Below are 22545 nucleotides of genomic sequence, written 5' to 3' on the forward strand. Positions count from 1 at the left end.
TACGTGAAGGAGGCCCCCGGCACTTGGTGCCGGGGGCCTCCTTCACGCGTACGCCTGTGTCAGGGCCTGCGCGCCGACGTCACGCGGTACACGTCGTAGACGCCCTCGACGCCGCGGACCGCCTTCAGGACATGGCCCAGGTGCTTGGGGTCGCCCATCTCGAACGTGAAGCGGGACGTGGCCACCCGGTCGCGGGAGGTCTGGACCGCCGCGGACAGGATGTTCACGTGCTGGTCGGAGAGGACCCGGGTCACGTCGGACAGCAGCCGGGAGCGGTCGAGGGCCTCGACCTGGATGGCGACCAGGAAGACGGAGGACTGGGTGGGCGCCCACTCGACCTCGAGGATGCGCTCGGGCTCACGGGAGAGGGAGTCCACGTTGACGCAGTCGCTGCGGTGGACCGAGACGCCGCTGCCGCGCGTGACGAAGCCGATGATGGGGTCGCCGGGCACGGGCGTGCAGCAGCGCGCCAGCTTCACCCAGACGTCGTCGACGCCCTTGACCACGACGCCCGGATCGGCGTTCGCACGGCGCTTGGAGCGTCCGCGCGAGGGCGGTGCGCTCTCGGCGATGTCCTCGTTGGCCGCTTCCTCGCCGCCGAGCGCCTGGACCAGCTTCTGCACGACGGACTGTGCCGTGACGTGGCCCTCGCCGATGGCGGCGTAGAGCGACGAGATGTCGGGGTAGCGCATCTCGTGCGCGAGCGTGACGAGGGAGTCGCCGGTGAGGATCCGCTGGATCGGCAGGTTCTGCTTGCGCATGGCACGCGCGATGGCGTCCTTGCCCTGCTCGATCGCCTCGTCGCGGCGCTCCTTGGAGAACCAGGCACGGATCTTGTTGCGGGCACGGGGCGACTTGACGAAGCCCAGCCAGTCCCGCGAGGGGCCTGCGCCGGCCGCCTTGGAGGTGAAGACCTCCACCAGGTCGCCGTTGTCCAGGGTCGATTCGAGCGGGACGAGCCGCCCGTTGACCCGCGCTCCTATGGTCCGGTGGCCGACCTCGGTGTGGACCGCGTAGGAGAAGTCGACGGGGGTGGCGCCCGCGGGGAGCGCTATGACGTCACCCTTCGGCGTGAAGACGAAGACCTCGTTGCGCGACAGGTCGAAGCGCAGGGACTCCAGGAACTCGCCGGGGTCCTCGGTCTCCTTCTGCCAGTCGAGCAACTGGCGCAGCCACGCCATGTCGTTGAGGTGGTCGTCCTTGCCGGTGGTCCGCGGCTGGTCGGAACGCACCTTGGAGGCGCCGGCGACGGCCTCCTGCTTGTACTTCCAGTGCGCCGCGATGCCGTACTCGGCGCGGCGGTGCATGTCGAACGTACGGATCTGCAGCTCGACGGGCTTGCCGTTGGGACCGATCACCGTCGTGTGCAGCGACTGGTACATGTTGAACTTGGGCATCGCGATGTAGTCCTTGAACCGCCCCGGAACCGGGTTCCAGCGGGCGTGGACGGTGCCCAGTGCCGCGTAGCAGTCGCGGACCGTGTCGACGAGGACGCGGATGCCCACCAGGTCGTAGATCTCCGCGAAGTCACGGCCGCGGACGATCATCTTCTGGTAGACGCTGTAGTAGTGCTTCGGGCGGCCGGTGACGGTGGCCTTGATGCGGGCCGCGCGCAGGTCGCTCTGCACCTCGTCGGTCACTATGGCCAGGTACTCGTCGCGCTTGGGCGCGCGCTCGGCCACGAGCCGCACGATCTCGTCGTACATCTTGGGGTAGAGGATCGCGAACGCGAGGTCCTCCAGCTCCCACTTGATGGTGTTCATGCCCAGGCGGTGGGCGAGCGGCGCGTAGATCTCCAGGGTCTCGCGCGCCTTCTTCTCCTGCTTCTCGCGCTTGAGGTAGCGCATGGTGCGCATGTTGTGCAGGCGGTCGGCGAGCTTGATGACCAGGACGCGCGGGTCCTTGGCCATGGCGACGACCATCTTGCGCACGGTCTCGGCCTGCGCGGCCTCGCCGAACTTGACCTTGTCCAGCTTGGTGACGCCGTCGACGAGGAGGGCTACCTGGTCACCGAAGTCGCGCTTGAGGGTGTCGAGGCCGTATTCGGTGTCCTCGACGGTGTCGTGCAGCAGCCCCGCCATGAGAGTGGCCGGGTCCATGCCGAGCTCGGCGAGGATCGTCGTCACGGCGAGCGGGTGCGTGATGTACGGGTCACCGCTCTTGCGCTTCTGCCCGCGGTGCCAGCGCTCGGCGACCTGATAGGCCCGCTCGATCTGGCGCAGCGTCGACGTCTCGATCTTCTGGTCGTTGCTGCGCACTATCCGCAGCAGCGGCTCGAGGACCGGGTTGTACGGGTTCGAGCGCTGCACGCCGAGGCGGGCCAGGCGGGCCCGGACGCGGTTCGAGGAGCCGGCGCGGGACGTCGGCTGGTTCGCGGACGCGCGGATCGCGGGCGGTGGCGTGGCGCGCGACTGCTCGGCGGCGGGCTTGGGACGTGGCTGCTCGGCCGCCGTGCCGCTCGGGGCACCGGTGGGCTTCGCGGGGCTCAGCCCGTTCTTCTCGGGCGTGCCGGAGGAAGCCACGCCCTTGTCGGCCTGCTGGTCGGGCTTGGCGGCGGTGAGTGGCTTGGCCTCGTCTGGCAACGGCGCTCCTCGTGCGCAACGGTTCCCCGTACGGGTCCCGGAGAGCCCATGGTATCGATCCGGCGCCCACCACACGTATTCGGCCAGTGGTACGCCTTGGCACTACTGGAACACCAGAGGCGGGCACCGGATTCCTCCGGGCCCGCCAAAACCGCTCTGAGCTGGCGTTTCACACCACCAGCAGGGCATCGAGCGGGGCGCCCTGAAGCGCGGGTTCCACACGCGCGCGGCCGGGCAGGAAACCCAGTTCCATGAGGACCGCGACCCCGGCGACCCCGGCGCCGGCCCGGCGGATCAGGTGCAGGGCGGCTTCGGCGGTGCCGCCGGTGGCGAGCACGTCGTCGATGACCATGACCCGGTCGCCCGCCGACAGGTCCTCGGCGTGCACCTCGATCTCCGCGGACCCGTACTCGAGGTCGTACGACTGCGAGAGCGTGGCGCCGGGCAGCTTGCCCGCCTTGCGTACGGGGATGAAACCGAGTCCCGCGCGAACGGCGACGGGGGCGCCCAGGATGAAGCCGCGTGCCTCCAGGCCGACGACCTTGGTGGCGCCGTGGCGCACGCACAGCTCGGCGAGCGCGTCGGTGAGGGCCGTGAACGCCGCCGGGTCCGCGAGGAGCGGAGTGATGTCCTTGAACATCACGCCGGGCTCCGGGTAGTCGGGAACGTCACGGATACGGCTGAGGAGCAGTTCCTTGATGTCGGTCATTTCTGCACCTCAGGGCGTGTGTGCGAGCATTTCTCAACAAGTTTCGGCGGGTTTGCGCGGTCGAAACCATAGCAGCCGCCCCTGTTCGGGAACGACGCGGGCGCCAGGGCCTCGACGGCTCCTGGCGCCCGTGTGGCGCGATGCGGTGTGCGGTTCAGCGGCGCTTGCCCGAGGGACGGCCGCGGCCGCGGTTGCGGGGCGGCTGGTTGCGCGGCCCCGCGCCCGCCGGGGCGGCGTCCTCCGGCTCACTCACCGGCTGGCCGTCCGCCTGGTGGCCGACGACGGCAGCCGCGTCGGCCTGCGCCGCGGCGGAGGCCCGCTTGGCGAGGACCCGCTTCTTGAGGGCCTTCATCTTCGGCTCGCGCTCCTTGAGGTCGGCGACCAGCGGAGTGGCGATGAAGATCGACGAGTACGCACCGGCGGCCAGGCCGACGAAGAGCGACAGCGAGATGTCGTTCAGCATGCCGGCGCCGAGGAAGCCGCCGCCGATGAACAGCAGGCCCGCGACAGGCAGGAGCGCCACGATCGTGGTGTTGATCGAGCGCACCAGGGTGCTGTTGATCGAGCGGTTGGCGATGTCGCTGTAGGTCCAGCGGGTCTGTTTCTCGATGCCCTTCGTCTGCTCCTTGAGGGAGTCGAAGACGACGACCGTGTCGTAGAGCGAGTAACCGAGGATCGTGAGCAGACCGATCACCGTGCCCGGCGTGACCTCGAAGCCCACCAGGGCGTAGATGCCGACGGTGATGGTGATGTCGTGGATGAGGGCGACGAGCGCCGCGAGCGCCATGCGCCACTCGAAGGCGATCGCCAGATAGATCACGACGAGGACCATGAAGATGGCCAGGCCCTGCCAGGCCTTGTTCGCGATCGTCTCACCCCAACTGGGGCCCACCAGGTCGGCGTTGATCTTGTCGGCGTCGATGCCCAGGTCCTTGGACAGCTCGGCCGCGATCTGGTCCGACTTGCTCGTGTCGACGCCCGCGATCTGGATGCGCAGGCCGCCCGTGCCGAGCTCCTGCACGATCGCGTCGTGGCCGGACGCCTCCGTCGCGTACTCCTCCGCCTTCGCGGCCGAGATGCTGGTCTTGGGCGTCGTGAAGACGGCGCCGCCCTCGAAGTCGATGCCCATGTTCAGGCCGCGCACCGCGAGGCCCAGGATGGCCGTGATGGTGATCAGTATCGAGACGCCGTACCAGATCTTGCGCTTGCCGATGAAGTCGTAGCCGACCTCACCGCGGTAGAGCCTGGCGCCGAGATTGCCGAGCTTCGACATCTCACGCCTCCTTCGGGTCGACAGGGCCGGCGGCGGAAGCGGTGGCACGACGGGTGGAGCGCCGGCGCACCGGAGGCTGGACGCCCAGGCGCTTCGCGTCGAGGCCCGACCACTTGTGTCCGCTCGAGAAGAACGTCTTGCGGGCCAGGAGCGTCATCAGCGGCTTCGTGAAGAGGAAGACGACGACGACGTCCAGCAGGGTGGTCAGGCCGAGCGTGAACGCGAAGCCCTGCACCTTGCCGACGGTCACGATGTAGAGCACCGCGGCCGCGAGGAACGACACGAAGTCGGAGACGAGGATCGTGCGCCGGGCACGCGGCCAGGCGCGCTCGACGGCGGGCCGCACGGAGCGGCCCTCGCGGATCTCGTCCCGGATTCGTTCGAAGAACACGATGAACGAGTCCGCGGTGATACCGATGGCAACGATCGCACCACACACCGCGGGCAGGTTCAGCGCGAAGCCGATGGCCGGGCCGAGCAGCGTCATGAGCGTGTACGTGAGGATGCCGGAGGCGATCAGCGAGGCGAGGGCGATGACTGACAGGCCCCGGTAGTAGACCACCAGGTAGATGACGACCAGGGCGAGGCCGATGGCGCCCGCGATCAGACCGGCGTGCAGCTGCTCACCGCCGAGCGCGGCGGTCACCGTGGTGACGCTCTGCTCGTGGAAGGTGAGCGGCAGGGCGCCGTACGACAGCACGTTGGCCAGGTCCTGGGCGGACTCCTGGGTGAAGCTGCCGCTGATCTCGGCGTTGGCGCTCAGCGTCGAGCTGACGCTGGGGGCGGAGACCACGTCGCCGTCGAGCACGATGGCGAACTGGTTCATCGGGGACTGCTGGTCCTTGAGCTTGCCCGTCGTCGCCGCGAACTTCTTCGAGCCGCCGCCCGTGAAGTCCATGTTGACGACCCACTGGCCAGACTGCTGGTTGATCGTGGCCTGGGCCTTCTTGACGTCCTTGCCGTTCACCTCGGACGGGCCGAGGACGTACTTCTCCCACTGCCCCTGCGAGTCCTTGCCGCAGGCGACGATGGTGTCGCTCGCCTTGGCGCCCTCGTTGACCTTCGTGCGGGCCGCGTTGTCGGTGCAGTCGAGATCCGTGAACTTCTTCTGCAGCGCGGTCGTCGCCGGGTCGGCGGAGGCGGACGGCGTCGACGAGGCGCTCGGCGTGGAGTCGGCCTTCAGGCTGTCGGTGACGGCGCGGCCCTGCGAGGTGGCGGTGGCGGACGGCTCGGTCGCCTTGTCCGTCGCCTTGTCGGTCGCCTTGTCGGTTGCCTTGTCCGTGGACGAGGCGCTCGGGGACGGGCTCGTCGACGGGCTGCCCGTGGGCGCGCCCGCGGCGGCCGTCAGCACGGGGCGGAAGTAGAGCTGAGCGGTCGTGCCGACCTGCTCACGCGCCTGCTTCTGGTCCGTGCCCCGCGGGATGTTGACGATGATGTTGTTGTTGCCCTGCGTCTGGACCTCGGCCTCGGAGACACCCATGCCGTTGACACGGCGGTTGATGATGTCCGCCGCGGTGTCCATGTTGGTCTTGTTGATCGCATTGGGCTGGCCCGGCTCGTTCTTGGCCTCCAGCGTGATGCTGGTGCCGCCCGCGAGGTCGATGCCGAGACGGGGCGTGAACGTACCGGAGAGGAACATCCCCCCGACGAGCGCCACCATGATGATCACGATCAGGCTCAGAGCACGCCCGGGCTTGCTCTGGGAACCTGCCCCTCGGCTCTTTGTAGGTGTGGCCACCTTCTCGTACTCCCTCTCCATCCGCCCGGCATCGGGGATTCGTACCCCGACCTGCACAGACGGCCATGAAATGGTCGAGAATCCACGCGGGTCACGCACGAACCGGAACCGCGGCGACGCAAGCGGTCGCCCCGCGGCTCCGACCGTGACTACTTCGCGTCGGACTCGCCGTCGGTCTTCTTCGGCTCGGCGTCGGCGGCCTTGTCGGCGTCGGCGGCCACGTCGGCCTCGGCGGCGGGCTCGACGGCCTCGGCGGCCTTGTCGGCCTTGTCGTTCTTGCCGAGGTCGATGCGCGAGTCGTCAGCGGCGGTCTCGTCGGCCCCGATGAGGGAGGACGCGTCGTCCGGCACGACGGCGTCGTCGGTCAGCCCGTCGTCCTCGGAGGCTTCCGCGCCGTGGACGATGCGGTTGTACTCGTCGTCCGAGAGCACGGCACCGATCGCGTTCTTCGCGAACATGAGGTGGACACCGGGGCCGGCGTCCAGCAGGACCGTGTCCTCGTTGACTTCCTTGACCGTGGCGTACATGCCCCCGATCGTGCGGACGCCGGAACCGGGCTGCATGTCATTGCGCATCGATGCGGCCGCCTGCTGCTTCTTCTTGGCAGACCGGGTCATCAGGAACATGGCCCCGATGAGCACGATGAACGGGAGGAGGGTCACGAGACTCACGGGTGGGAACTTCCTTCAGGCGACCGCGTCGGAATGCGGCCTTGTTGGGTTCGGGGGTGCACCGTCGCCGAAAAGGCGACCGTCGGCGGAGTCTAAGCGAGTCCGCACTGTGGTAACAACGCTCAGCATGGCACCGGGGTTCCAGGCCCGGCGAGTACCCGCGCCGTCACGCCCCGAACAGGTCCCCTTGTCCGGTTCCGCCCGTTCTTCCCTGGGGCGGGGTGAGGCCCAGGTGCGCCCACGCGGCGGGTGTGGCGACGCGGCCCCGGGGCGTTCGCGCCAGCAGCCCCTCGCGTACGAGGAAGGGTTCGGCGACCTCTTCGACCGTCTCCCGCTCCTCCCCCACCGCGACGGCGAGCGTCGACAGGCCGACGGGACCGCCGCCGAACAGCTTGAGGAGGGCCTCCAGCACGGCGCGGTCGAGGCGGTCGAGGCCGCGGCCGTCCACCTCGTACACGGCGAGCGCGGCGGCGGCGATGTCCTGGGTGATGTGACCGTCGGCCCTGACCTGGGCGTAGTCACGGACGCGGCGCAGCAGCCGGTTGGCGATGCGCGGGGTGCCGCGGGACCGGCCGGAGATCTCGACGGCCCCCGCGGCGTCGATCTCCACGTCGAGCAGGCTCGCGGAGCGGTGGATGACGCGCTCCAGCTCCGGCGGCTCGTAGAACTCCATGTGCGCGGTGAAGCCGAAGCGGTCCCGCAGCGGGGGCGGCAGCAGCCCCGCGCGCGTGGTGGCGCCGACGAGGGTGAAGGGGGGCAGTTCGAGCGGGATGGCGGTGGCGCCGGGGCCCTTGCCGACGATGACGTCGACGCGGAAGTCCTCCATGGCCATGTAGAGCATCTCCTCGGCGGGCCGGGACATGCGGTGGATCTCGTCGAGGAAGAGGACCTCGCCCTCCTGGAGGGAGGAGAGGATCGCGGCGAGGTCGCCCGCGTGCTGGATGGCGGGACCCGAGGTGATGCGGATCGGGGCGCCCATCTCCGCGGCGATGATCATGGAGAGGGTGGTCTTGCCGAGGCCCGGGGCGCCGGAGAGCAGGACGTGGTCGGCGGTGGCCCCCCGCGCGCGGGCGGCGCGCAGCACCAGGTCGAGCTGGACCCTGACCTTCTCCTGGCCGATGAACTCGCCGAGGTCCTTGGGGCGCAGGGCCGCTTCCACGGCCTGGTCCTCGCGGTCGGCGACGGAGTCCACCAGCCGCTCGGTGTCCGGCGCCGCGTCGGTCGGGTCGTCCCAGTTCATTACGTGTGCCTCGCGTTGCGGGTTCGAAGTCGGGCGGGCGGTCGGCTAGCGGGTGCGGTTCAGGGTCTGCAGAGCCGCCTTGAGGAGCTGTCCCACCTGGGGGGTGCCCTCGGCCGCCTCGGCCTGCGGGGCGACCGCGGCGACCGCCTCGTCGGCCTCACGGGTCGCGTAGCCGAGGCCGATGAGTGCGGCGTGCAGCTGGTCGCGCCAGCCACTGGTGACCGCGGTGCCGATGGCGGGACCGCCGGTGCCCAGCGGCTCGCCGAGGCGGTCCTTCAGCTCCAGGAGCAGCTTCTGGGCGCCCTTCTTGCCGATGCCGGGGACGGCGGTGAGTGTCTTCTCGTCGCCGGTGGCGACGGCGCGGCGCAAGGTGTCGGGGCTGTGCACGGCGAGCATGGCCTGGGCCAGGCGCGGGCCGACGCCGCTGGCGGTCTGCAGCAGTTCGAACGTCTGCTTCTCGTCGTCGTCCGCGAAGCCGTACAGGGTGAGCGAGTCCTCCCGTACGACGAGAGAGGTGGCGAGCTTGGCCTGTTGTCCGATGCGGAGCGTGGACAGGGTGTTCGGGGTGCACTGGACGGCCATGCCGACACCGCCGACCTCGACCACCGCGGCGTCGGGGGCGAGGGCGGCGATGGAGCCGCTGACGAAGGCGATCATGCGGTACGGCCTTTCGATGCGTGCAGCGCTACGGCTTGCTGGAGTCTGTTCTGCGCGGGGGCGCGCCAGATGTGGCAGATGGCGAGGGCGAGCGCGTCGGCGGCGTCGGCCGGCTTGGGCGGCGCGTCGAGCCGGAGCAGCCGGGTCACCATGGCGCCCACCTGGGCCTTGTCGGCGCGGCCGCTGCCGGTGACGGCGGCCTTGACCTCGCTGGGGGTGTGCAGGGCGACCGGCAGGCCGCGGCGCGAGGCGCACAGCATGGCGACGGCGCTGGCCTGGGCGGTCCCCATGACCGTACTCACGTTGTGCTGGCTGAACACGCGCTCCACGGCGAGGACTTCGGGCTCGTACTCGTCGAGCCACTGCTCGATGCCCTGCTCGATGGCGACCAGGCGGTGGCCCAACTCGGCGTCCGGGGGCGTGCGTACGACCCCGACACCGCGCATCGTCAGGGGCCGGCCCGCGACCCCCTCGACCACGCCGACACCGCACCGGGTCAGCCCCGGGTCCACGCCCAGAACGCGCACGCCGCTCCCCACCTTCGATCGCCTGTTCCCGCAGGCTATCGGCTGTCACTGACAAAGCGGCGGGCCGACGGGGTGTGTCCCGTCGGCCCGCCGCTGATGTCACGTCAGGCGTCGACCTTCTCCATGACCTCGTCGGAGACGTCGAAGTTGGCGAAGACGTTCTGGACGTCGTCGCTGTCCTCGAGGGCGTCGATCAGCTTGAAGATCTTGCGCGCGCCGTCCTCGTCCAGCTCGACCTGCATGGTCGGGACGAAGTTGGCGTCGGCGGAGTCGTAGTCGATGCCGGCGTCCTGGAGGGCGGTGCGGACCGCGACCAGGTCGGTGGCCTCGGAGAGCACCTCGAAGGACTCGCCCAGGTCGTTGACCTCTTCGGCGCCCGCGTCGAGCACGGCGCCCAGCACGTCGTCCTCGGAGAGTTCACCCTTGGGGACGACCACGACGCCCTTGCGGTTGAAGAGGTACGACACGGAGCCCGGGTCGGCCATGTTGCCGCCGTTGCGGGTCATGGCCACGCGCACGTCGGAAGCGGCGCGGTTGCGGTTGTCGGTGAGGCACTCGATGAGCACCGCGACGCCGTTCGGACCGTAGCCCTCGTACATGATCGTCTCGTACTCGGCGCCACCGGCCTCGAGACCGGCGCCGCGCTTGACCGCGGAGTCGATGTTCTTGTTCGGGACCGAGCTCTTCTTCGCCTTCTGGATGGCGTCGAAGAGGGTCGGGTTACCGGACACGTCGGCGCCGCCCGTGCGGGCCGCCACCTCGATGTTCTTGATCATCTTCGCGAAGAGTTTGCCGCGCTTGGCGTCGATCACGGCCTTCTTGTGCTTCGTCGTAGCCCATTTAGAGTGGCCGGACATCTGCCTGTCTCCTTCGCGTAACCAACCTCAGTACGAACGCACAGATCCTACAAGGAACCCCGGGCGTCCTTCGCCCGGACCATCTCCACGAACAGACCGTGGATCCGGTGGTCCCCCGTGAGCTCCGGGTGGAACGACGTGGCGAGCGCGTCGCCCTGGCGTACGGCGACGATGTGCCCTTCGTGCTCGGCGAGCACCTCTACGGAGGCGCCCACGGATTCCACCCAGGGGGCGCGGATGAAGACGCCCTCCACAGGATCGCCCTCGACGCCCTGTACGTCGACCGCCGCTTCGAAGGATTCGTTCTGTCGCCCGAAGGCGTTACGGCGCACGATCATGTCGATGCCGCCGATGGTCTCCTGGCCCGAGCGCGGGTCGAGGATCTTGTCGGCGAGCATGATCATTCCGGCGCAGGTGCCGTAGACGGGGAGACCGGCGCGCACGCACGCGCGTAGGGGCTCCATCAGGCCGAAGAGTTCGGCCAGTTTGGAGATGGTGGTCGACTCGCCGCCGGGGATGACGAGGCCGTCGACCTCGGCCAGTTCTTCGGGGCGCCGCACCGGCCTGGCCACGGCGTCGGCCGTGGCCAGGGCGATGAGGTGCTCCCGTACGTCGCCCTGAAGGGCCAGGACGCCGATGACGGGGGTGGCGTTCATGAGGGTTTACCAGCCCCGGTTCGCGTAGCGCTCGGCCTCGGGGAGGGTGTCGCAGTTGATGCCGACCATGGCCTCGCCGAGGTTGCGGGACGCGTCCGCGATGATCTTGGGGTCGTCGTAGAAGGTGGTCGCCTTCACGATGGCGGCGGCGCGCTTGGCCGGGTCGCCCGACTTGAAGATGCCGGAGCCGACGAAGACGCCCTCCGCGCCGAGCTGGCGCATGAGCGCGGCGTCGGCCGGGGTGGCGACGCCACCGGCGGAGAAGAGGACCACCGGCAGCTTGCCCAGCTCGGAGACCTCCTTGACCAGCTCGTACGGGGCGCGCAGGTCCTTGGCGGCGGCGTACAGCTCGTTGTTGTCGAAGCCGCGCAGCCGGGCGATCTCGTTCTTGATCTGGCGCAGGTGACGGACGGCTTCGACGACGTTGCCGGTGCCGGCCTCGCCCTTGGAGCGGATCATGGCCGCGCCCTCGGCGATGCGGCGCAGGGCCTCGCCCAGGTTGGTGGCGCCGCAGACGAACGGGGTGGTGAAGGCGAACTTGTCGCTGTGGTTGACCTCGTCGGCCGGGGTCAGGACCTCGGACTCGTCGATGTAGTCGACGCCGAGGGACTGCAGGACCTGGGCCTCGACGAAGTGGCCGATGCGGGACTTGGCCATGACGGGGATGGACACGGCACCGATGATCTCTTCGATCATGTTCGGGTCGGACATCCGCGCCACGCCGCCGTCCTTGCGGATGTCGGCGGGGACCCGCTCCAGGGCCATGACGGCGACGGCGCCCGCGTCCTCGGCGATCTTCGCCTGCTCGGCGTCGACCACGTCCATGATGACGCCGCCCTTGAGCTGCTCGGCCATACCGCGCTTGACGCGGGCGGTGCCGGTGGCGGGAGCCCCAGAGGATGCGTCGGAGGCGGACTGCGGGGTGCTGATGGACACGGGTGACCTCACTCGAAGACGAAGGCTTGCTGCAGCACCGAGGAAACCTCTGCGGACCAGGCCACTACAAGGGCCAATGGGTAGCCGGTGGCTCCTTTTGCCTCAGCCCCTGCCCGCGTCTTATGTAGTCACGCGGTCGGCGAGGGCCGCCGGAGGCTCGTCGTCCATCTCGAAGGCCAGCGGGAACGGGGCGTGCCCGGCCAGCCGGAACCAGCGGACCTTGCGGTGCCGGCGCAGGGCCCGGGCCGCGCGGACGGAGTCGTTGTGGAAGCGGCGGGCCATCGGGACGCGGCGCACCGCCTGGGCCAGCTCCTCGGCCGCGTCCTCGCCGCCGGGGGCCTCCCGGACGGCCTCGACCTGGTCGGCTTCGCCGAAGACCGCTCTGAGCGCCTGGCTGAGCTCGCTCTCGGCGACCTCGCGGTGCTCCTCCTCGGCCTGCCGCGCGGCGTGCGCGGCCTCGTAGAGCACGATCGACGCGGCCGGGTCCAGGACGCCGGACGTGGCCAGCTCCTGGGCGACGGAGGCGCGGCGCAGGAGTTGCGCGTCGAGGGCGGCGCGGGACGCGTCGATACGGGCGTGCAGCCGGTCGAGGCGCCCCGCGGTCCAGCTCAGGTAGAGGCCGATCGCGAAGAGGGCTACGGCGATCCAGATCAGGGTGGCGGTCACGGGCGGCAAGGCTACCGGTGGCGGGCCCTTCCCCCGCGCCCGCTCGGTCCGCTCAGTCCCTGGCCAGGCCGAACCGCGCCCGGAATCCCGTCCGCTCGTCCGCCGCCACGGTCGTCGCCCCGTGCGTCACCGTCTCGTAGACCGAGAGGATGTCGGCCCCGACGGTCGACCAGTCGAAGCGGCGCACGTGTTTGCTGCCGCGCTCGCGCAGTTCGGCGCGGCGCTCGGGGTCGGCGAGGAGCCGCAGGGCGACCCCGGCGAGCGCGTCGGCGTCCTCGTTCGTGAACAGTTCGCCGGCCGCGCCCTGGTCGAGGACCTGGGCGAAGGCGTCCAGATCGGAGGCGAGCACCGGGGCGCCCGCCGACATCGCCTCGACGAGGATGATCCCGAAGCTCTCGCCGCCGGTGTTCGGGGCGACGTACAGGTCGACGCTGCGCAGCAGCCGCGCCTTGTCCTCGTCGCTGACCATGCCGAGGAACTCGACGCGCGCGCGCATCTCCTTGGGAAGCGACTCGACGGCCTCCTCCTCGTCGCCGCGCCCGGCCACCAGCAGCCGCGTGTGCGGCCGCTCGGCGAGGATCTTGGGCAGCGCCCTCATCAGGACCGGCAGGCCCTTGCGGGGCTCGTCGATCCGCCCGATGAAGCCGATGGTCCCGCCCTGCCACTCGGCCTTGGGTTCGGCCCGTGCGAAGAAGTCGACGTCGACCCCGTTCGGGATGACCACCGCGTCGCCGCCCAGGTGTTCGACGAGCGTGCGGCGTGCGTACTCGCTGACCGCGATGCGCGCGCTGATCTTCTCCAGGGCCGGCTGCAGGATCGGATACGCGGCGATCATGGCGCGCGAGCGGGGGTTGGAGGTGTGGAAGGTCGCGACGATGGGGCCCTGCGCCGCCCAGCACGTCAGCAGGCCGAGCGACGGCGAGGCCGGCTCGTGGATGTGGATCACGTCGAAGGTGCCGTCGTGCAGCCAGCGGCGCACCCGCGCCGCGCTCAGGAAGCCGAAGTTGAGGCGCGCGACCGAGCCGTTGTACGGCACCGGGACCGCGCGGCCCGCCGACACGACGTACGGCGGCAGCGGGGTCTCGTCGTCCGCCGGGGCGAGGACGGAGACCTCGTGCCCCAGGGCGATGAGGTGCTCCGCCAGATCGCGGATGTGGAACTGGACGCCGCCCGGCACGTCCCACGAGTACGGGCAGACGATTCCGATCCTCACGCCGACCGCTCCTCAAAATGCTCCAGGTCAGCGAGCCACAAGCGTTGCAGCATGTGCCAGTCCTCCGGATGGTCCGCGATCCCCGTGGCGAAGGCATCGGCCAGCGCCTGCGTCATGACAGACGTCTTCTCCGCGCGCGTACCTGTCTCCGGTACGTCGATGGGCGGGTGGACACGGCCTCGCATGATCGGCGAGGAGTCGTACCAGAGGGTCACGGGCAGCAGCAGCGCGCCTGTCTGCTGGGCGAGCATCGCAGGTCCGGCGGGCATCCGCGTCGACTCGCCGAAGAATTTCACCTCGACGCCCGAGGACGACAGATCGCGGTCGGCGACCAGGCAGACGAGACCGCCCGCGCGCAGCCGGCGGGCGAGCGTCCCGAAGGCGGCGCCGCCGGTGTGCGGCAGCACCTCCATGCCGAGGCCCTCGCGGTACGCGACGAAGCGGTCGTACAGGGTCTCCGGCTTGAGGCGTTCGGCGACCGTCGTGAAAGGGGTCTCCAGCTTGGTGGTGACCCAGGCGCCCGCGAGGTCGTAGTTGCCCATGTGGGGCAGGGCGAGGACGACACCCTTGCCGCGCTCCAGGCCTTCGGTGAGGTAGTGGAGGTCCTTGGCCGTGAAGCCCTCCCTGATGCGCTCCTTGCTCCACGCCGGGAGCCGGAAGGACTCCATCCAGTAGCGCAGGTACGAGCGCATGCCCGCCTTGGAGAGCTCCGCCAGTCTCCGCGGTGTCGCGTCGGGAACCACCCGGGCCAGATTCGCCTCCAGGCGGAGCACGCCCTTGCCGCGCTTCTTCCATACGGCGTCGGCGATGGTCCTGCCCAGGCGCCTCGCGACCGGTTCCGGGAGCTTCTTCACCGTGGCCCAGCCGAGCCCGTACAGCGCGTCCGTCACCCGCTCCTGCGCCCCGCTCACGAGGCGGCCTCCTCCTGGGCGGCGGCCGCGGCCGCGGCGTCGGCCTCGGCGGATTCGCGGCGGACGGTCACCACACGCTGGATCAGCGTGACGAGGCTGCCCACGGCGACGATCCACAGGGCGACCGGCAGCAGGTACTGAATGCCCGGTACGCCGAACTTGTGCAGGCCCGCGAAGCCGGCGGCGACCAGCGTGATGACGAGGCGTTCGGCGCGCTCCACCAGGCCGTTGACGGCGACGGGCAGGCCGATCGCCTCGCCACGGGCCTTCGTGTAGGAGACGACCTGGCCACTGGCCAGGCAGAAGATCGCCACCGCGCACAGGACGTTGTCGTTCCCCGAACCCGCGTACCAGAGAGCCAGGCCACCGAAGATGGCGCTGTCCGCGACCCGGTCGAGCGTGGAGTCGAGGAACGCGCCCCAGCGGCTGGTGCGCCCGAGCTGGCGCGCCATGTTGCCGTCCACGAGGTCCGAGAAGACGAACAGCGTGATGACGACCGTGCCCCAGAAGAGCTCTCCGCGTGGGTAGAAGACCAGCGCTCCCGCCATCACTCCGGCGGTGCCGAGGAGCGTGACCGTGTCCGGGCTGACCCCGCGACGGATGAGAAACGCGGCGAACGGTGTGAGGACACGCGTAAAGAATGCACGCGCGTACTTGTTCAGCATGGCCTTCCCGAGGGTCGGTGCCGTGCGGCCCCTCTGGCCACCGGCTGGCCCATCGTAGTCACGCGCGCACAGGAACGGCCGCCGGGCCACCACGCGCGCGTGCGATCGCGTACGACGTATGGACGCACAGTGACCGGAGTGGAAAGCTCGTTGACACCGCGGGCGTCGCCGAAGCCGCCTCCGCACGCGGCTCCGCGCGTCCGCATTGTTCACGTCCCACACGAACCACCTCACCGTGCAACAACCGGGAGGCAAGGCATGGGCGACAAGGCGAACGGACACCCCGGAGCCGCCGGCAGGGCAGCAACGGCCGACCATCCCGCGTCCGTACGGAATGTGGTGCTGGTCGGCCACAGCGGATCGGGCAAGACGACTCTGGTGGAGGCCCTCGCGCTGACCGCGGGGGCGGTGAACCGGGCGGGCCGGGTCGAGGACGGCACGAGCCTCTCCGACTACGACGAGATCGAGCACCGGCAACAGCGCTCGGTCCAGCTCTCGCTCGTCCCGGTCGAATGGGGCGGCTACAAGATCAACCTGCTGGACACCCCCGGCTACGCGGATTTCGTCGGGGAGCTGCGGGCCGGTCTGCGCGCGGCGGACGCGGCCCTGTTCGTCGTCTCGGCGGCGGAGGCCCCGGAGACCATGGCGGGCGCGACGCGCATGGTGTGGGAGGAGTGCGCGGCCGTCGGGATGCCGCGGGCGATCGTCGTCACGCACCTGGAGGCGGCCCGGTCCGACTTCGCGGAGATGACGCGCACCTGCGCGCGTATCTTCGGAGGCGACGACCCGGATGCCGTACTCCCCCTGTATCTGCCGCTGCACGGCGCACCGGCATCGGACGGCCACGCACCCGTGACCGGCCTGATCGGGCTGCTCTCGCAGCGGCTGTTCGACTACGCGACGGGCGAACGCAAGGAGTCCGAGCCCGGTGAGGAGCAGCAGCCGGCGATCGAGGCGGCCCGCAACCGGCTCATCGAGGGCATCATCGCGGAGAGCGAGGACGAGACCCTCATGGACCGCTATCTGGGCGGCGCGGACCTCGACTTCAAGACGCTGGTGGAGGACCTGGAGCGGGCCGTCGCCCGCGGTGTCTTCCACCCGGTCCTCGCGGCGGCTCCGGCCGCCGAGGGCGCCCGGCAGGGCATCGGCACGGTCGAGCTCCTGGAGTTGATCACGGGCGGTTTCCCGACGCCCCTGGAGCGCGAGGCCCCGGCGGTGAGCACGCTCGGCGGGACCGCGCGGACGGTCAAGGCCTGTGATCCGGACGGCCCGTTGGTGGCGGAGATCGTGAAGACCGCGTCCGACCCGTATGTGGGCCGGGTCTCTCTCGTCCGGGTCTTCTCGGGCACCCTGCGCCCGGAGGAGACGGTGCACGTGTCCGGGCACGGGCTCGCCGACCGCGGGCCCGACGGCCGCGCCCTGCACGAGTCGGACGAGCGGATCGGCGCGCTGTCGGCGCCCTTCGGCAAGCAGCAGCGCACGCTCACGCACTGCATCGCCGGCGATCTGGCGTGCGTGGCGAAGCTGAACCGGGCGGAGACCGGCGACACCCTCTCCGCGAAGGACGATCCGCTCCTGATGGCGCCCTGGGACCTGCCCGATCCCCTCCTGCCGCTCGCCATCCAGGCACACAGCAAGGCAGACGAGGACAAGTTGTCGCAGGGGCTCGCGCGGCTCGTCGCGGAGGACCCGACCATGCGGCTCGAACAGAACCAGGACACGCATCAGGTGGTGTTGTGGTGTCTGGGCGAGGCGCACGCGGACGTGGCCCTCGACCGGCTGCGCAGCCGGTACGGGGTGCAGGTCGACGTGATCGCCCACAAGGTGTCCCTGCGCGAGACGTTCGCGGGGAAGTCCGCGGGGCGCGGCCGGCATGTGAAACAGTCCGGCGGCCATGGGCAGTTCGCGATCTGCGAGATAGAGGTGGAGCCGCTGCCCGGCGGGTCAGGGATCGAGTTCGTGGACAAGGTCGTCGGCGGCGCGGTGCCGCGCCAGTTCATCCCGTCCGTCGAGAAGGGCGTACGGGCACAGGCGGCGCGGGGGGTCGCGGCCGGGTATCCCCTGATCGACGTGCGGGTGACGCTGCTCGACGGCAAGGCGCACTCGGTGGACTCGTCCGACGCGGCGTTCCAGACGGCAGGCGCGCTCGCGCTGCGCGAGGCGGCGGCGGACGCCACCATCCATCTCCTGGAACCGGTGGCCGAAGTGCAGGTGCTGGTCGGGGACGACTATGTGGGCGCCGTGATGAGCGATCTGTCCGGGCGCCGTGGCCGCGTCGTCGGGACCGAACAGGCGCCGGGCGGACGCACCCTCGTACGGGCCGAGGTGCCGGAGATCGAGATCGGACGGTACGCGGTCGATCTGCGGTCGCTGTCGCACGGGACGGCACGGTTCGACCGCGGCTACGCACGGCACGAGCCGATGCCGCCTCAGCTGAGCGAGAGGATCCGTGAACAGGCGCAGAACACGCCGTAGTTGCGCGGCGCCGCTGTACGCGACCGCCGACATCCGCCTTGCCGGGGCGGATGTCGGTGGCGGCCGTTACGCTGGTCCACGACCGGGTGGATCAGGCCGATCAACTGATCAACAGGTGTGCGGGGCGCGGAAGTCGGGAAGAGCCGCAGCAGCGACTACGTGCGGTGATGGGGGCGGCAGTGGCGGACGATGCGTTCGATTTCAGGCCAGGGGCTCAGGTCCCGCTGCAGGGTTCGGCGGGGCAGACCGCCGCGACCTTTGCCATCGCGTCGGCCGCGTACCGCGACGACCGGGCCTCGAAGATAGAGGACGCCAACAACGAGTGGCACAAGACCGAGGCGAAGGCGGGCACGTGGTCCCTGTTCGCGCCGAATCTCGGTGAGGCGTTCTCCCGGGCGGTGCAGGTGCGGATGCTGGGCGGCGGCCGCAAGCCGCTCATCCAGTCGTTCGGCACCGAGCCCCAGGTCGTCGTCGAGCACTGTCTGGCCGCCAATCGGATCCGGCGGGAGCGCGACAGCCTGCTGACCATCGTCACGGTGGTGTTCGGCGTTCTCTTCCTGCCCGGATTCCTCCTGTGGCTGGCCGCGTTCCAGATCCGTCGTACGAACAACGCCCGGGTCGAGACGGCCGAGAAGATGGTCAAGGAGGCCGAGGGCAAGTCCACCAAGGAGAAGAACGAGGCGAGGAGGAGGGAGCGGGCGGCGCGCGGCCGGGCCGCCGTGGCGACCACGATCATGGCCGTCGTCGGCGTCGGCATCGTGATCCTCCTCATCAAGCTCCCGTTTCACGGGTTCTGGGCCTGGTATCTGCGCATCGCGTTCGTGGCCCCGGTCATCGGCGCCTTCTGGGCCCGGCGGATCTGCGAGCGCACCGCGAAGGAGCTGCGCGACCAGTGGGACGCGCTGCTCTCCGGCGGCGGCATCGGCCCGAAGGTCCCGGAGGCGGTGCCCGGCAGTCCGGGCGAGACCGCGGCCGAGCAGCTGCGCCAGAGCCTGGCCAGGCTCACGGCGGAGCAGCAGTCGAACTCGGTCTTCTACGCCGGACCCAAGGGCATCCTGGGCATGGGCACCCGCTGGGGCAGCTGGCAGCTCGCCGAGGATCTGGTCTCCGCCGAGGAGGGCAAGGAGATCCACCCGTTCCGCAGCTGGGACGTCATCCGCGCGATCCGGGACCAGCTTCAGCTGTTGCAGCGGGGTCCGCTGCACACGGGCGGGTTCACGGCCCCGTCGGTGAAGGACTGGATCGTCACGCCGATCGGGGAGAACGCGAAGGCGGTGGCCCGCCCCACGGGCGAGGACGTCGACGCGTTCCAGATCAAGCAGCACGAGATACAGCGGATCTGCAACGAGCAGCAGTTCGGCAGTGGCGACCGCCACTACCTGGGCGTGCAGTTCACGCTCTGGGACGGCCAGTTGGTGATCACCATGCTGATCACGGTGACCGTGCTGCACGAGACGCTGCGTATCGAGGTGACCGGTCACGCCCTCGGCCCGGTCAACTCCCTGTTCACGTCGAAGCCCGAGCCGAAGACCAAGGAAGTCGCCAAGTCGATACGGTTCTGGGAGACCACCGAGAAGACGCTCCCGCTCATCGACGCGGACGAAGCCGTCCGGGTCGCGGTCCGCGCCCCCCTCACCTGGTACCCGCCGCTCCTCGACCACCTGGGCGGCAAGATCGTCCTGCCCGAGCCGTTCGGCCTGCGTCATGCCTGGGCGGACCAGCCCTGGCGGCACCGGTTCATGGCCGACGACGCGCTGCGTACCGCGACACCGGTGCTGCGCGTGGTGCACGCCGCGGCCATCAAGGTCCTGGAGGACCACGGTGTGAACACCGACAAGTTCGGCAACCGCTCGGGCGTGCTCAGCGGCCTGGTCCAGGATCCGGCGCCGCGGAAGGCGGACGTGTACGACGCGTAGGCGCGGCTTCGGGGTCCCGGACGGCGGGGTCCCGGTCCGTCCGGTAGGCGCACCGCGGCAGGCAGTACTGCGTGACGGCCCCGACCGTCACGGCGTACAGGACCGTACCGGGGCCCACGGCTCCGCCGAGGAGCCAGCCCGCCGCCAGTACGACGACCTCTATGGCGGTGCGCACGAGGCGCAGGGAGCGGCCTGTGGCGGCGGTGAGCCCGGTCATCAGGCCGTCGCGGGGGCCGGGGCCGCAGCGGGCCCCCACATAGACGGCGATCGAGAGGCCGTTGAGGAGGATGCCGGTGGCGAGCAGGGCGCCGCGGACCGGCAGGGCGGGGTGGCCGGGGAGCAGCCACAGGCCGAGGTCCGAGGACCAGCCGACCGTGAGGATGTTGGCGAACGTGCCCAGGGTCGGCCGTTGCCGCAGCGGGATCCACAGCAGCAGGACGGCCGCGCCGACCAGCGTCGTGAGGGTGCCGAAACTGAGCGAGGTGTGCCGGGCGAGGCCCTCGTTGAGAACGCTCCACGGGCTGAGCCCCAGGCCCGAGCGGACCATCAGGGCGAGGCTGAACCCGTACAGGGCAAGGCCGGTGAAGAGCTGCGGGAGACGGCGCGCTGGGTGTTCGCGCAGTGGGACGTACGTGAGCGGCATACGGGGTGACTCCGAGGGATGAGAGGGACAAGCGCCCCGCGGCGGAGGCGCTTCCAAGGCCAATCCGCTCACTCTGTAGATTGACCGGCCCGGGTTGCACAGCCAATTGCGGGAGAGTGGTTCTGTGAAGGTCGCCGCCGGTCACCCCGGCCGGACGCCCCGCACCGTGGGAGGCCGGCAGCTCGCCGCGCTGCTCCCCGATCCCGGGCAGGCGCGTCCCGCCTACCGTCATCTCGCGCACGCCCTGGGTGAGTTGATCCTCGACGGGCGGCTCGCCCTGCACGTCCGGCTGCCGGCCGAGCGGGAGCTGGCCGCCGCGCTCGGCACCAGCCGCACGACGGTCACCGCGCTGTACGACCTGCTGCGGGAGAACGGGTTCGCGCACAGCCGCCAGGGCTCGGGCACCTGGACGTCGCTGCCGCAGGGCCGCGCCGCCAAGGGCGTCAGCCGGCTGCTCGCCCCCGGGGACGCCGCGATCGATCTGGCCCGGGCCGCGCCCGCGCTCCCCGGGCAGGTCCTCGCGGACGCCCTCGCCGAGATCGCCCCGCGGCTGGCCGACCACGCGGGCACCCCGGGCTACCACCCGTACGGGCTGCCGGAGTTGAGGTCCGCGCTCGCCGCCCGCTGCACGGCCCGCGGCCTCGCCACGACGCCCGACCAGATCCTGGTGACCGCCGGTGCGCAGCACGCGCTCAGCCTGGTCCTCGGCCTGCTCTCGCGGCCGGGCGACCGGATCATGGTCGAGAACCCGTCGTATCCGAACGCTCTGGAGGCGATGCGTCGCGCCCGGCTCCGCCCGGTGTCCGTGCCGGTGACGGACGACACCGGCTGGGACCCCGGGATCATGGAGTCCACGCTGCGCCACTCGGTGCCCCAACTTGCTTACCTGATCCCGGACTTCCACAATCCGACGGGGTGCGTGATGCCGGCGGACGAGCGGGCCGGGGTGTTGCGCGCGGCGAGCCGCTCCGGCACCTGGCTGGTCGTCGACGAGACCCTCACCGATCTCGCCCTGGACACCGCTCCCCCGCGCCCGTTCGCCGCGCACGGCCCGTCCGACCAGGTCATCACGGTCGGCTCGATGAGCAAGACGCACTGGGCGGGCCTGCGCGTCGGGTGGCTGCGCGCCCCGGCGCGGCTCGTCACGGAGCTGGCGGCGCAGCGGGTGGCGAACGACATGGGCGGTTCCGTGGTGGACCAGCTGCTGGCGCTCACCCTGCTGGCCGGGGCGGACGGCCTCCTGGCCGACCGTCTCACCGGGCTGCGGGCCCAACGTGCCGCGCTCACCGGGGCGTTGCGGCAGCACGTGCCGCACTGGACGTGGCGGGTCCCGCCCGGCGGTCTGTCCCTCTGGGTCGACCTGGGCGCGCCCGTCGCGTCGGACCTCGCCGAGCGCGCGCTCGCCCACGGCGTACGCATCGAGAGCGGGGCCTGCTTCGCGGCGGACCCGGGGCTCTTCGAGCACCGGCTGCGCATCCCGTACACGCTGCCCGAGGAGACGCTGGGCGAGGCGGTGCAGCGGTTGGCGCGAGCCGGTGCCGAGGGGCCCCGGCCCGCTGCCTCAGGGTCGCGGCCGCGCTGGATCGCCTGACGCGGCCAGGCCTGCGAAGGGGCGCGTCAGGCGCTCGGCCACACCTTGGCGAGGGCCGTACGCGTGTCGCCGAGCAGTTGCGGCAGCACCTTCGTGTGGCCGACGACCGGCATGAAGTTCGTGTCGCCGCCCCACCGCGGGACGATGTGCTGGTGCAGGTGGGCGGCGATGCCGGCCCCGGCGACGGAGCCCTGGTTCATGCCGATGTTGAAGCCGTGTGCCCCGGACGCGGAGCGCAGCGCGGTCATGGCGCGCTTGGTGAAGACGGCCAGCTCGGCGGTCTCCGCCTCGTCGAGGTCCGTGTAGTCGGCGACGTGCCGGTAGGGCATCACCATCATGTGCCCGCCGTTGTACGGGTACAGATTGAGGATCGCGAAGACGTGCTCGCCGCGCGCCACGATCAGGGCGTCCTCGTCGGACTTGCCGGGAGCGGCGCAGAAGGGACAGCCGTCGTCGGCACCGGGGCCCGTCGGCTTGCCCTCGCCCTGGATGTACGCGATCCGGTGCGGGGTCCACAGACGCCCGAACCCGTCCGGTTCACCCACAGGACCCATCTGCTGCTCCGGCTCACTCGTCATGAAGTGCAGCATATGGCGTCACCTCGGCCCGGCGTGTCGGC

The 22545-nt window shown here is 70.6% G+C and carries 20 protein-coding genes; 3 read left to right on the forward strand and 17 right to left on the reverse strand.

Going from position 1 to position 22545, the window contains the following annotated elements:
* Positions 1-59 precede the first annotated feature (59 nt).
* From AB0J02_RS30615 to pgsA, 15 genes are all read right to left on the reverse strand, one after another.
* Positions 60-2582 carry a RelA/SpoT family protein gene (locus AB0J02_RS30615; RefSeq protein ID WP_363197048.1) on the reverse strand — a complete coding sequence of 841 codons (2523 nt, stop codon included), beginning with the start codon at positions 2580-2582 and terminating at the stop codon, positions 60-62.
* A 169-nt stretch (positions 2583-2751) separates the two neighbouring features.
* Complete coding sequence (locus AB0J02_RS30620; RefSeq protein WP_363197049.1) at positions 2752-3291, reverse strand: adenine phosphoribosyltransferase; 540 nt, start codon at positions 3289-3291, stop codon at positions 2752-2754.
* Between the two features lie 154 nt (positions 3292-3445).
* The gene (secF, locus tag AB0J02_RS30625) at positions 3446-4564 is read right to left on the reverse strand and encodes a protein translocase subunit SecF (RefSeq protein WP_363197050.1); all 1119 of its coding nucleotides are present in this window, start codon (positions 4562-4564) and stop codon (positions 3446-3448) included.
* A 1-nt stretch (position 4565) separates the two neighbouring features.
* Positions 4566-6302 carry a protein translocase subunit SecD gene (gene secD / locus AB0J02_RS30630; RefSeq protein ID WP_363197051.1) on the reverse strand — a complete coding sequence of 579 codons (1737 nt, stop codon included), beginning with the start codon at positions 6300-6302 and terminating at the stop codon, positions 4566-4568.
* Between the two features lie 149 nt (positions 6303-6451).
* Positions 6452-6973, reverse strand: a complete 522-nt coding sequence (gene yajC, locus AB0J02_RS30635; protein ID WP_363197052.1) for a preprotein translocase subunit YajC — start codon at positions 6971-6973, stop codon at positions 6452-6454.
* 166 nt (positions 6974-7139) lie between these two features.
* On the reverse strand, positions 7140-8213 hold the full coding sequence (ruvB, locus tag AB0J02_RS30640; protein ID WP_363197053.1) for a Holliday junction branch migration DNA helicase RuvB: 1074 nt from the start codon (positions 8211-8213) through the stop codon (positions 7140-7142).
* Between the two features lie 45 nt (positions 8214-8258).
* Positions 8259-8870 (reverse strand): Holliday junction branch migration protein RuvA, encoded by a 612-nt coding sequence (gene ruvA, locus AB0J02_RS30645; RefSeq protein WP_363197054.1) that lies wholly within the window; start codon positions 8868-8870, stop codon positions 8259-8261.
* Complete coding sequence (gene ruvC / locus AB0J02_RS30650; RefSeq protein WP_363197055.1) at positions 8867-9397, reverse strand: crossover junction endodeoxyribonuclease RuvC; 531 nt, start codon at positions 9395-9397, stop codon at positions 8867-8869. The genes ruvA and ruvC overlap by 4 nt, the downstream gene beginning before the upstream one ends.
* A 104-nt stretch (positions 9398-9501) precedes the next feature.
* Complete coding sequence (locus AB0J02_RS30655; RefSeq protein ID WP_363197056.1) at positions 9502-10254, reverse strand: YebC/PmpR family DNA-binding transcriptional regulator; 753 nt, start codon at positions 10252-10254, stop codon at positions 9502-9504.
* Positions 10255-10301: 47 nt separating this feature from the next.
* Positions 10302-10910 (reverse strand): pyridoxal 5'-phosphate synthase glutaminase subunit PdxT, encoded by a 609-nt coding sequence (gene pdxT / locus AB0J02_RS30660; RefSeq protein WP_363197057.1) that lies wholly within the window; start codon positions 10908-10910, stop codon positions 10302-10304.
* A 6-nt stretch (positions 10911-10916) separates the two neighbouring features.
* Positions 10917-11846 carry a pyridoxal 5'-phosphate synthase lyase subunit PdxS gene (gene pdxS / locus AB0J02_RS30665; RefSeq protein WP_363197058.1) on the reverse strand — a complete coding sequence of 310 codons (930 nt, stop codon included), beginning with the start codon at positions 11844-11846 and terminating at the stop codon, positions 10917-10919.
* Between the two features lie 120 nt (positions 11847-11966).
* Positions 11967-12512 (reverse strand): hypothetical protein, encoded by a 546-nt coding sequence (locus AB0J02_RS30670; RefSeq protein WP_363197059.1) that lies wholly within the window; start codon positions 12510-12512, stop codon positions 11967-11969.
* A gap of 52 nt (positions 12513-12564) precedes the next feature.
* Entirely contained in the window at positions 12565-13725 is a 1161-nt protein-coding gene (locus tag AB0J02_RS30675) for a glycosyltransferase family 4 protein (RefSeq protein ID WP_363197060.1), read from the reverse strand.
* Positions 13722-14636, reverse strand: a complete 915-nt coding sequence (locus AB0J02_RS30680; protein ID WP_363197061.1) for a phosphatidylinositol mannoside acyltransferase — start codon at positions 14634-14636, stop codon at positions 13722-13724. Before AB0J02_RS30680 ends, AB0J02_RS30675 begins: the two co-directional genes overlap by 4 nt.
* Complete coding sequence (pgsA, locus tag AB0J02_RS30685) at positions 14633-15301, reverse strand: phosphatidylinositol phosphate synthase (protein ID WP_363197062.1); 669 nt, start codon at positions 15299-15301, stop codon at positions 14633-14635. The genes AB0J02_RS30680 and pgsA overlap by 4 nt, the downstream gene beginning before the upstream one ends.
* 258 nt (positions 15302-15559) lie before the next feature.
* On the opposite strand from pgsA, the gene AB0J02_RS30690 reads away from it, so the two are divergent.
* The gene (locus AB0J02_RS30690) at positions 15560-17776 is read left to right on the forward strand and encodes an elongation factor G-like protein EF-G2 (protein ID WP_363197063.1); all 2217 of its coding nucleotides are present in this window, start codon (positions 15560-15562) and stop codon (positions 17774-17776) included.
* 167 nt (positions 17777-17943) lie between these two features.
* Complete coding sequence (locus AB0J02_RS30695; RefSeq protein ID WP_363197064.1) at positions 17944-19692, forward strand: hypothetical protein; 1749 nt, start codon at positions 17944-17946, stop codon at positions 19690-19692.
* Here AB0J02_RS30695 and AB0J02_RS30700 read toward each other — a convergent pair.
* The gene (locus AB0J02_RS30700) at positions 19637-20335 is read right to left on the reverse strand and encodes a hypothetical protein (RefSeq protein WP_363197065.1); all 699 of its coding nucleotides are present in this window, start codon (positions 20333-20335) and stop codon (positions 19637-19639) included. The two genes, AB0J02_RS30695 and AB0J02_RS30700, sit on opposite strands and share 56 nt — an antisense overlap.
* A 124-nt stretch (positions 20336-20459) precedes the next feature.
* Here AB0J02_RS30700 and AB0J02_RS30705 point away from each other — a divergent pair, with 124 nt between their 5' ends.
* Positions 20460-21926: a PLP-dependent aminotransferase family protein gene (locus AB0J02_RS30705; protein WP_363197066.1), complete on the forward strand. Its 1467-nt coding sequence runs from the start codon at positions 20460-20462 to the stop codon at positions 21924-21926.
* Between the two features lie 26 nt (positions 21927-21952).
* On the opposite strand, the gene AB0J02_RS30710 is transcribed toward AB0J02_RS30705, so the two are convergent.
* Positions 21953-22516 (reverse strand): HIT domain-containing protein, encoded by a 564-nt coding sequence (locus AB0J02_RS30710; RefSeq protein WP_363197067.1) that lies wholly within the window; start codon positions 22514-22516, stop codon positions 21953-21955.
* Positions 22517-22545: the final 29 nt, after the last annotated feature.

Origin of the sequence: Streptomyces sp. NPDC050264 (assembly GCF_040655895.1) — a bacterium.
Lineage (GTDB): Bacteria > Actinomycetota > Actinomycetes > Streptomycetales > Streptomycetaceae > Streptomyces.

Excerpts from the sequence above, each read along its gene's own strand:
- AB0J02_RS30620 (WP_363197049.1), bottom strand. The coding sequence starts at position 3,291 with ATGACCGACATCAAGGAACTGCTCCTCAGCCGTATCCGTGACGTTCCC.
- AB0J02_RS30700 (WP_363197065.1), bottom strand. The coding sequence starts at position 20,335 with ATGCCGCTCACGTACGTCCCACTGCGCGAACACCCAGCGCGCCGTCTC.
- secF (WP_363197050.1), bottom strand. The coding sequence starts at position 4,564 with ATGTCGAAGCTCGGCAATCTCGGCGCCAGGCTCTACCGCGGTGAGGTC.
- pgsA (WP_363197062.1), bottom strand. The coding sequence starts at position 15,301 with ATGCTGAACAAGTACGCGCGTGCATTCTTTACGCGTGTCCTCACACCG.
- ruvA (WP_363197054.1), bottom strand. The coding sequence starts at position 8,870 with ATGATCGCCTTCGTCAGCGGCTCCATCGCCGCCCTCGCCCCCGACGCC.
- AB0J02_RS30695 (WP_363197064.1), top strand. The coding sequence starts at position 17,944 with ATGGGGGCGGCAGTGGCGGACGATGCGTTCGATTTCAGGCCAGGGGCT.
- AB0J02_RS30690 (WP_363197063.1), top strand. The coding sequence starts at position 15,560 with ATGGGCGACAAGGCGAACGGACACCCCGGAGCCGCCGGCAGGGCAGCA.
- ruvB (WP_363197053.1), bottom strand. The coding sequence starts at position 8,213 with ATGAACTGGGACGACCCGACCGACGCGGCGCCGGACACCGAGCGGCTG.
- AB0J02_RS30710 (WP_363197067.1), bottom strand. The coding sequence starts at position 22,516 with ATGCTGCACTTCATGACGAGTGAGCCGGAGCAGCAGATGGGTCCTGTG.
- AB0J02_RS30655 (WP_363197056.1), bottom strand. The coding sequence starts at position 10,254 with ATGTCCGGCCACTCTAAATGGGCTACGACGAAGCACAAGAAGGCCGTG.
- pdxT (WP_363197057.1), bottom strand. The coding sequence starts at position 10,910 with ATGAACGCCACCCCCGTCATCGGCGTCCTGGCCCTTCAGGGCGACGTA.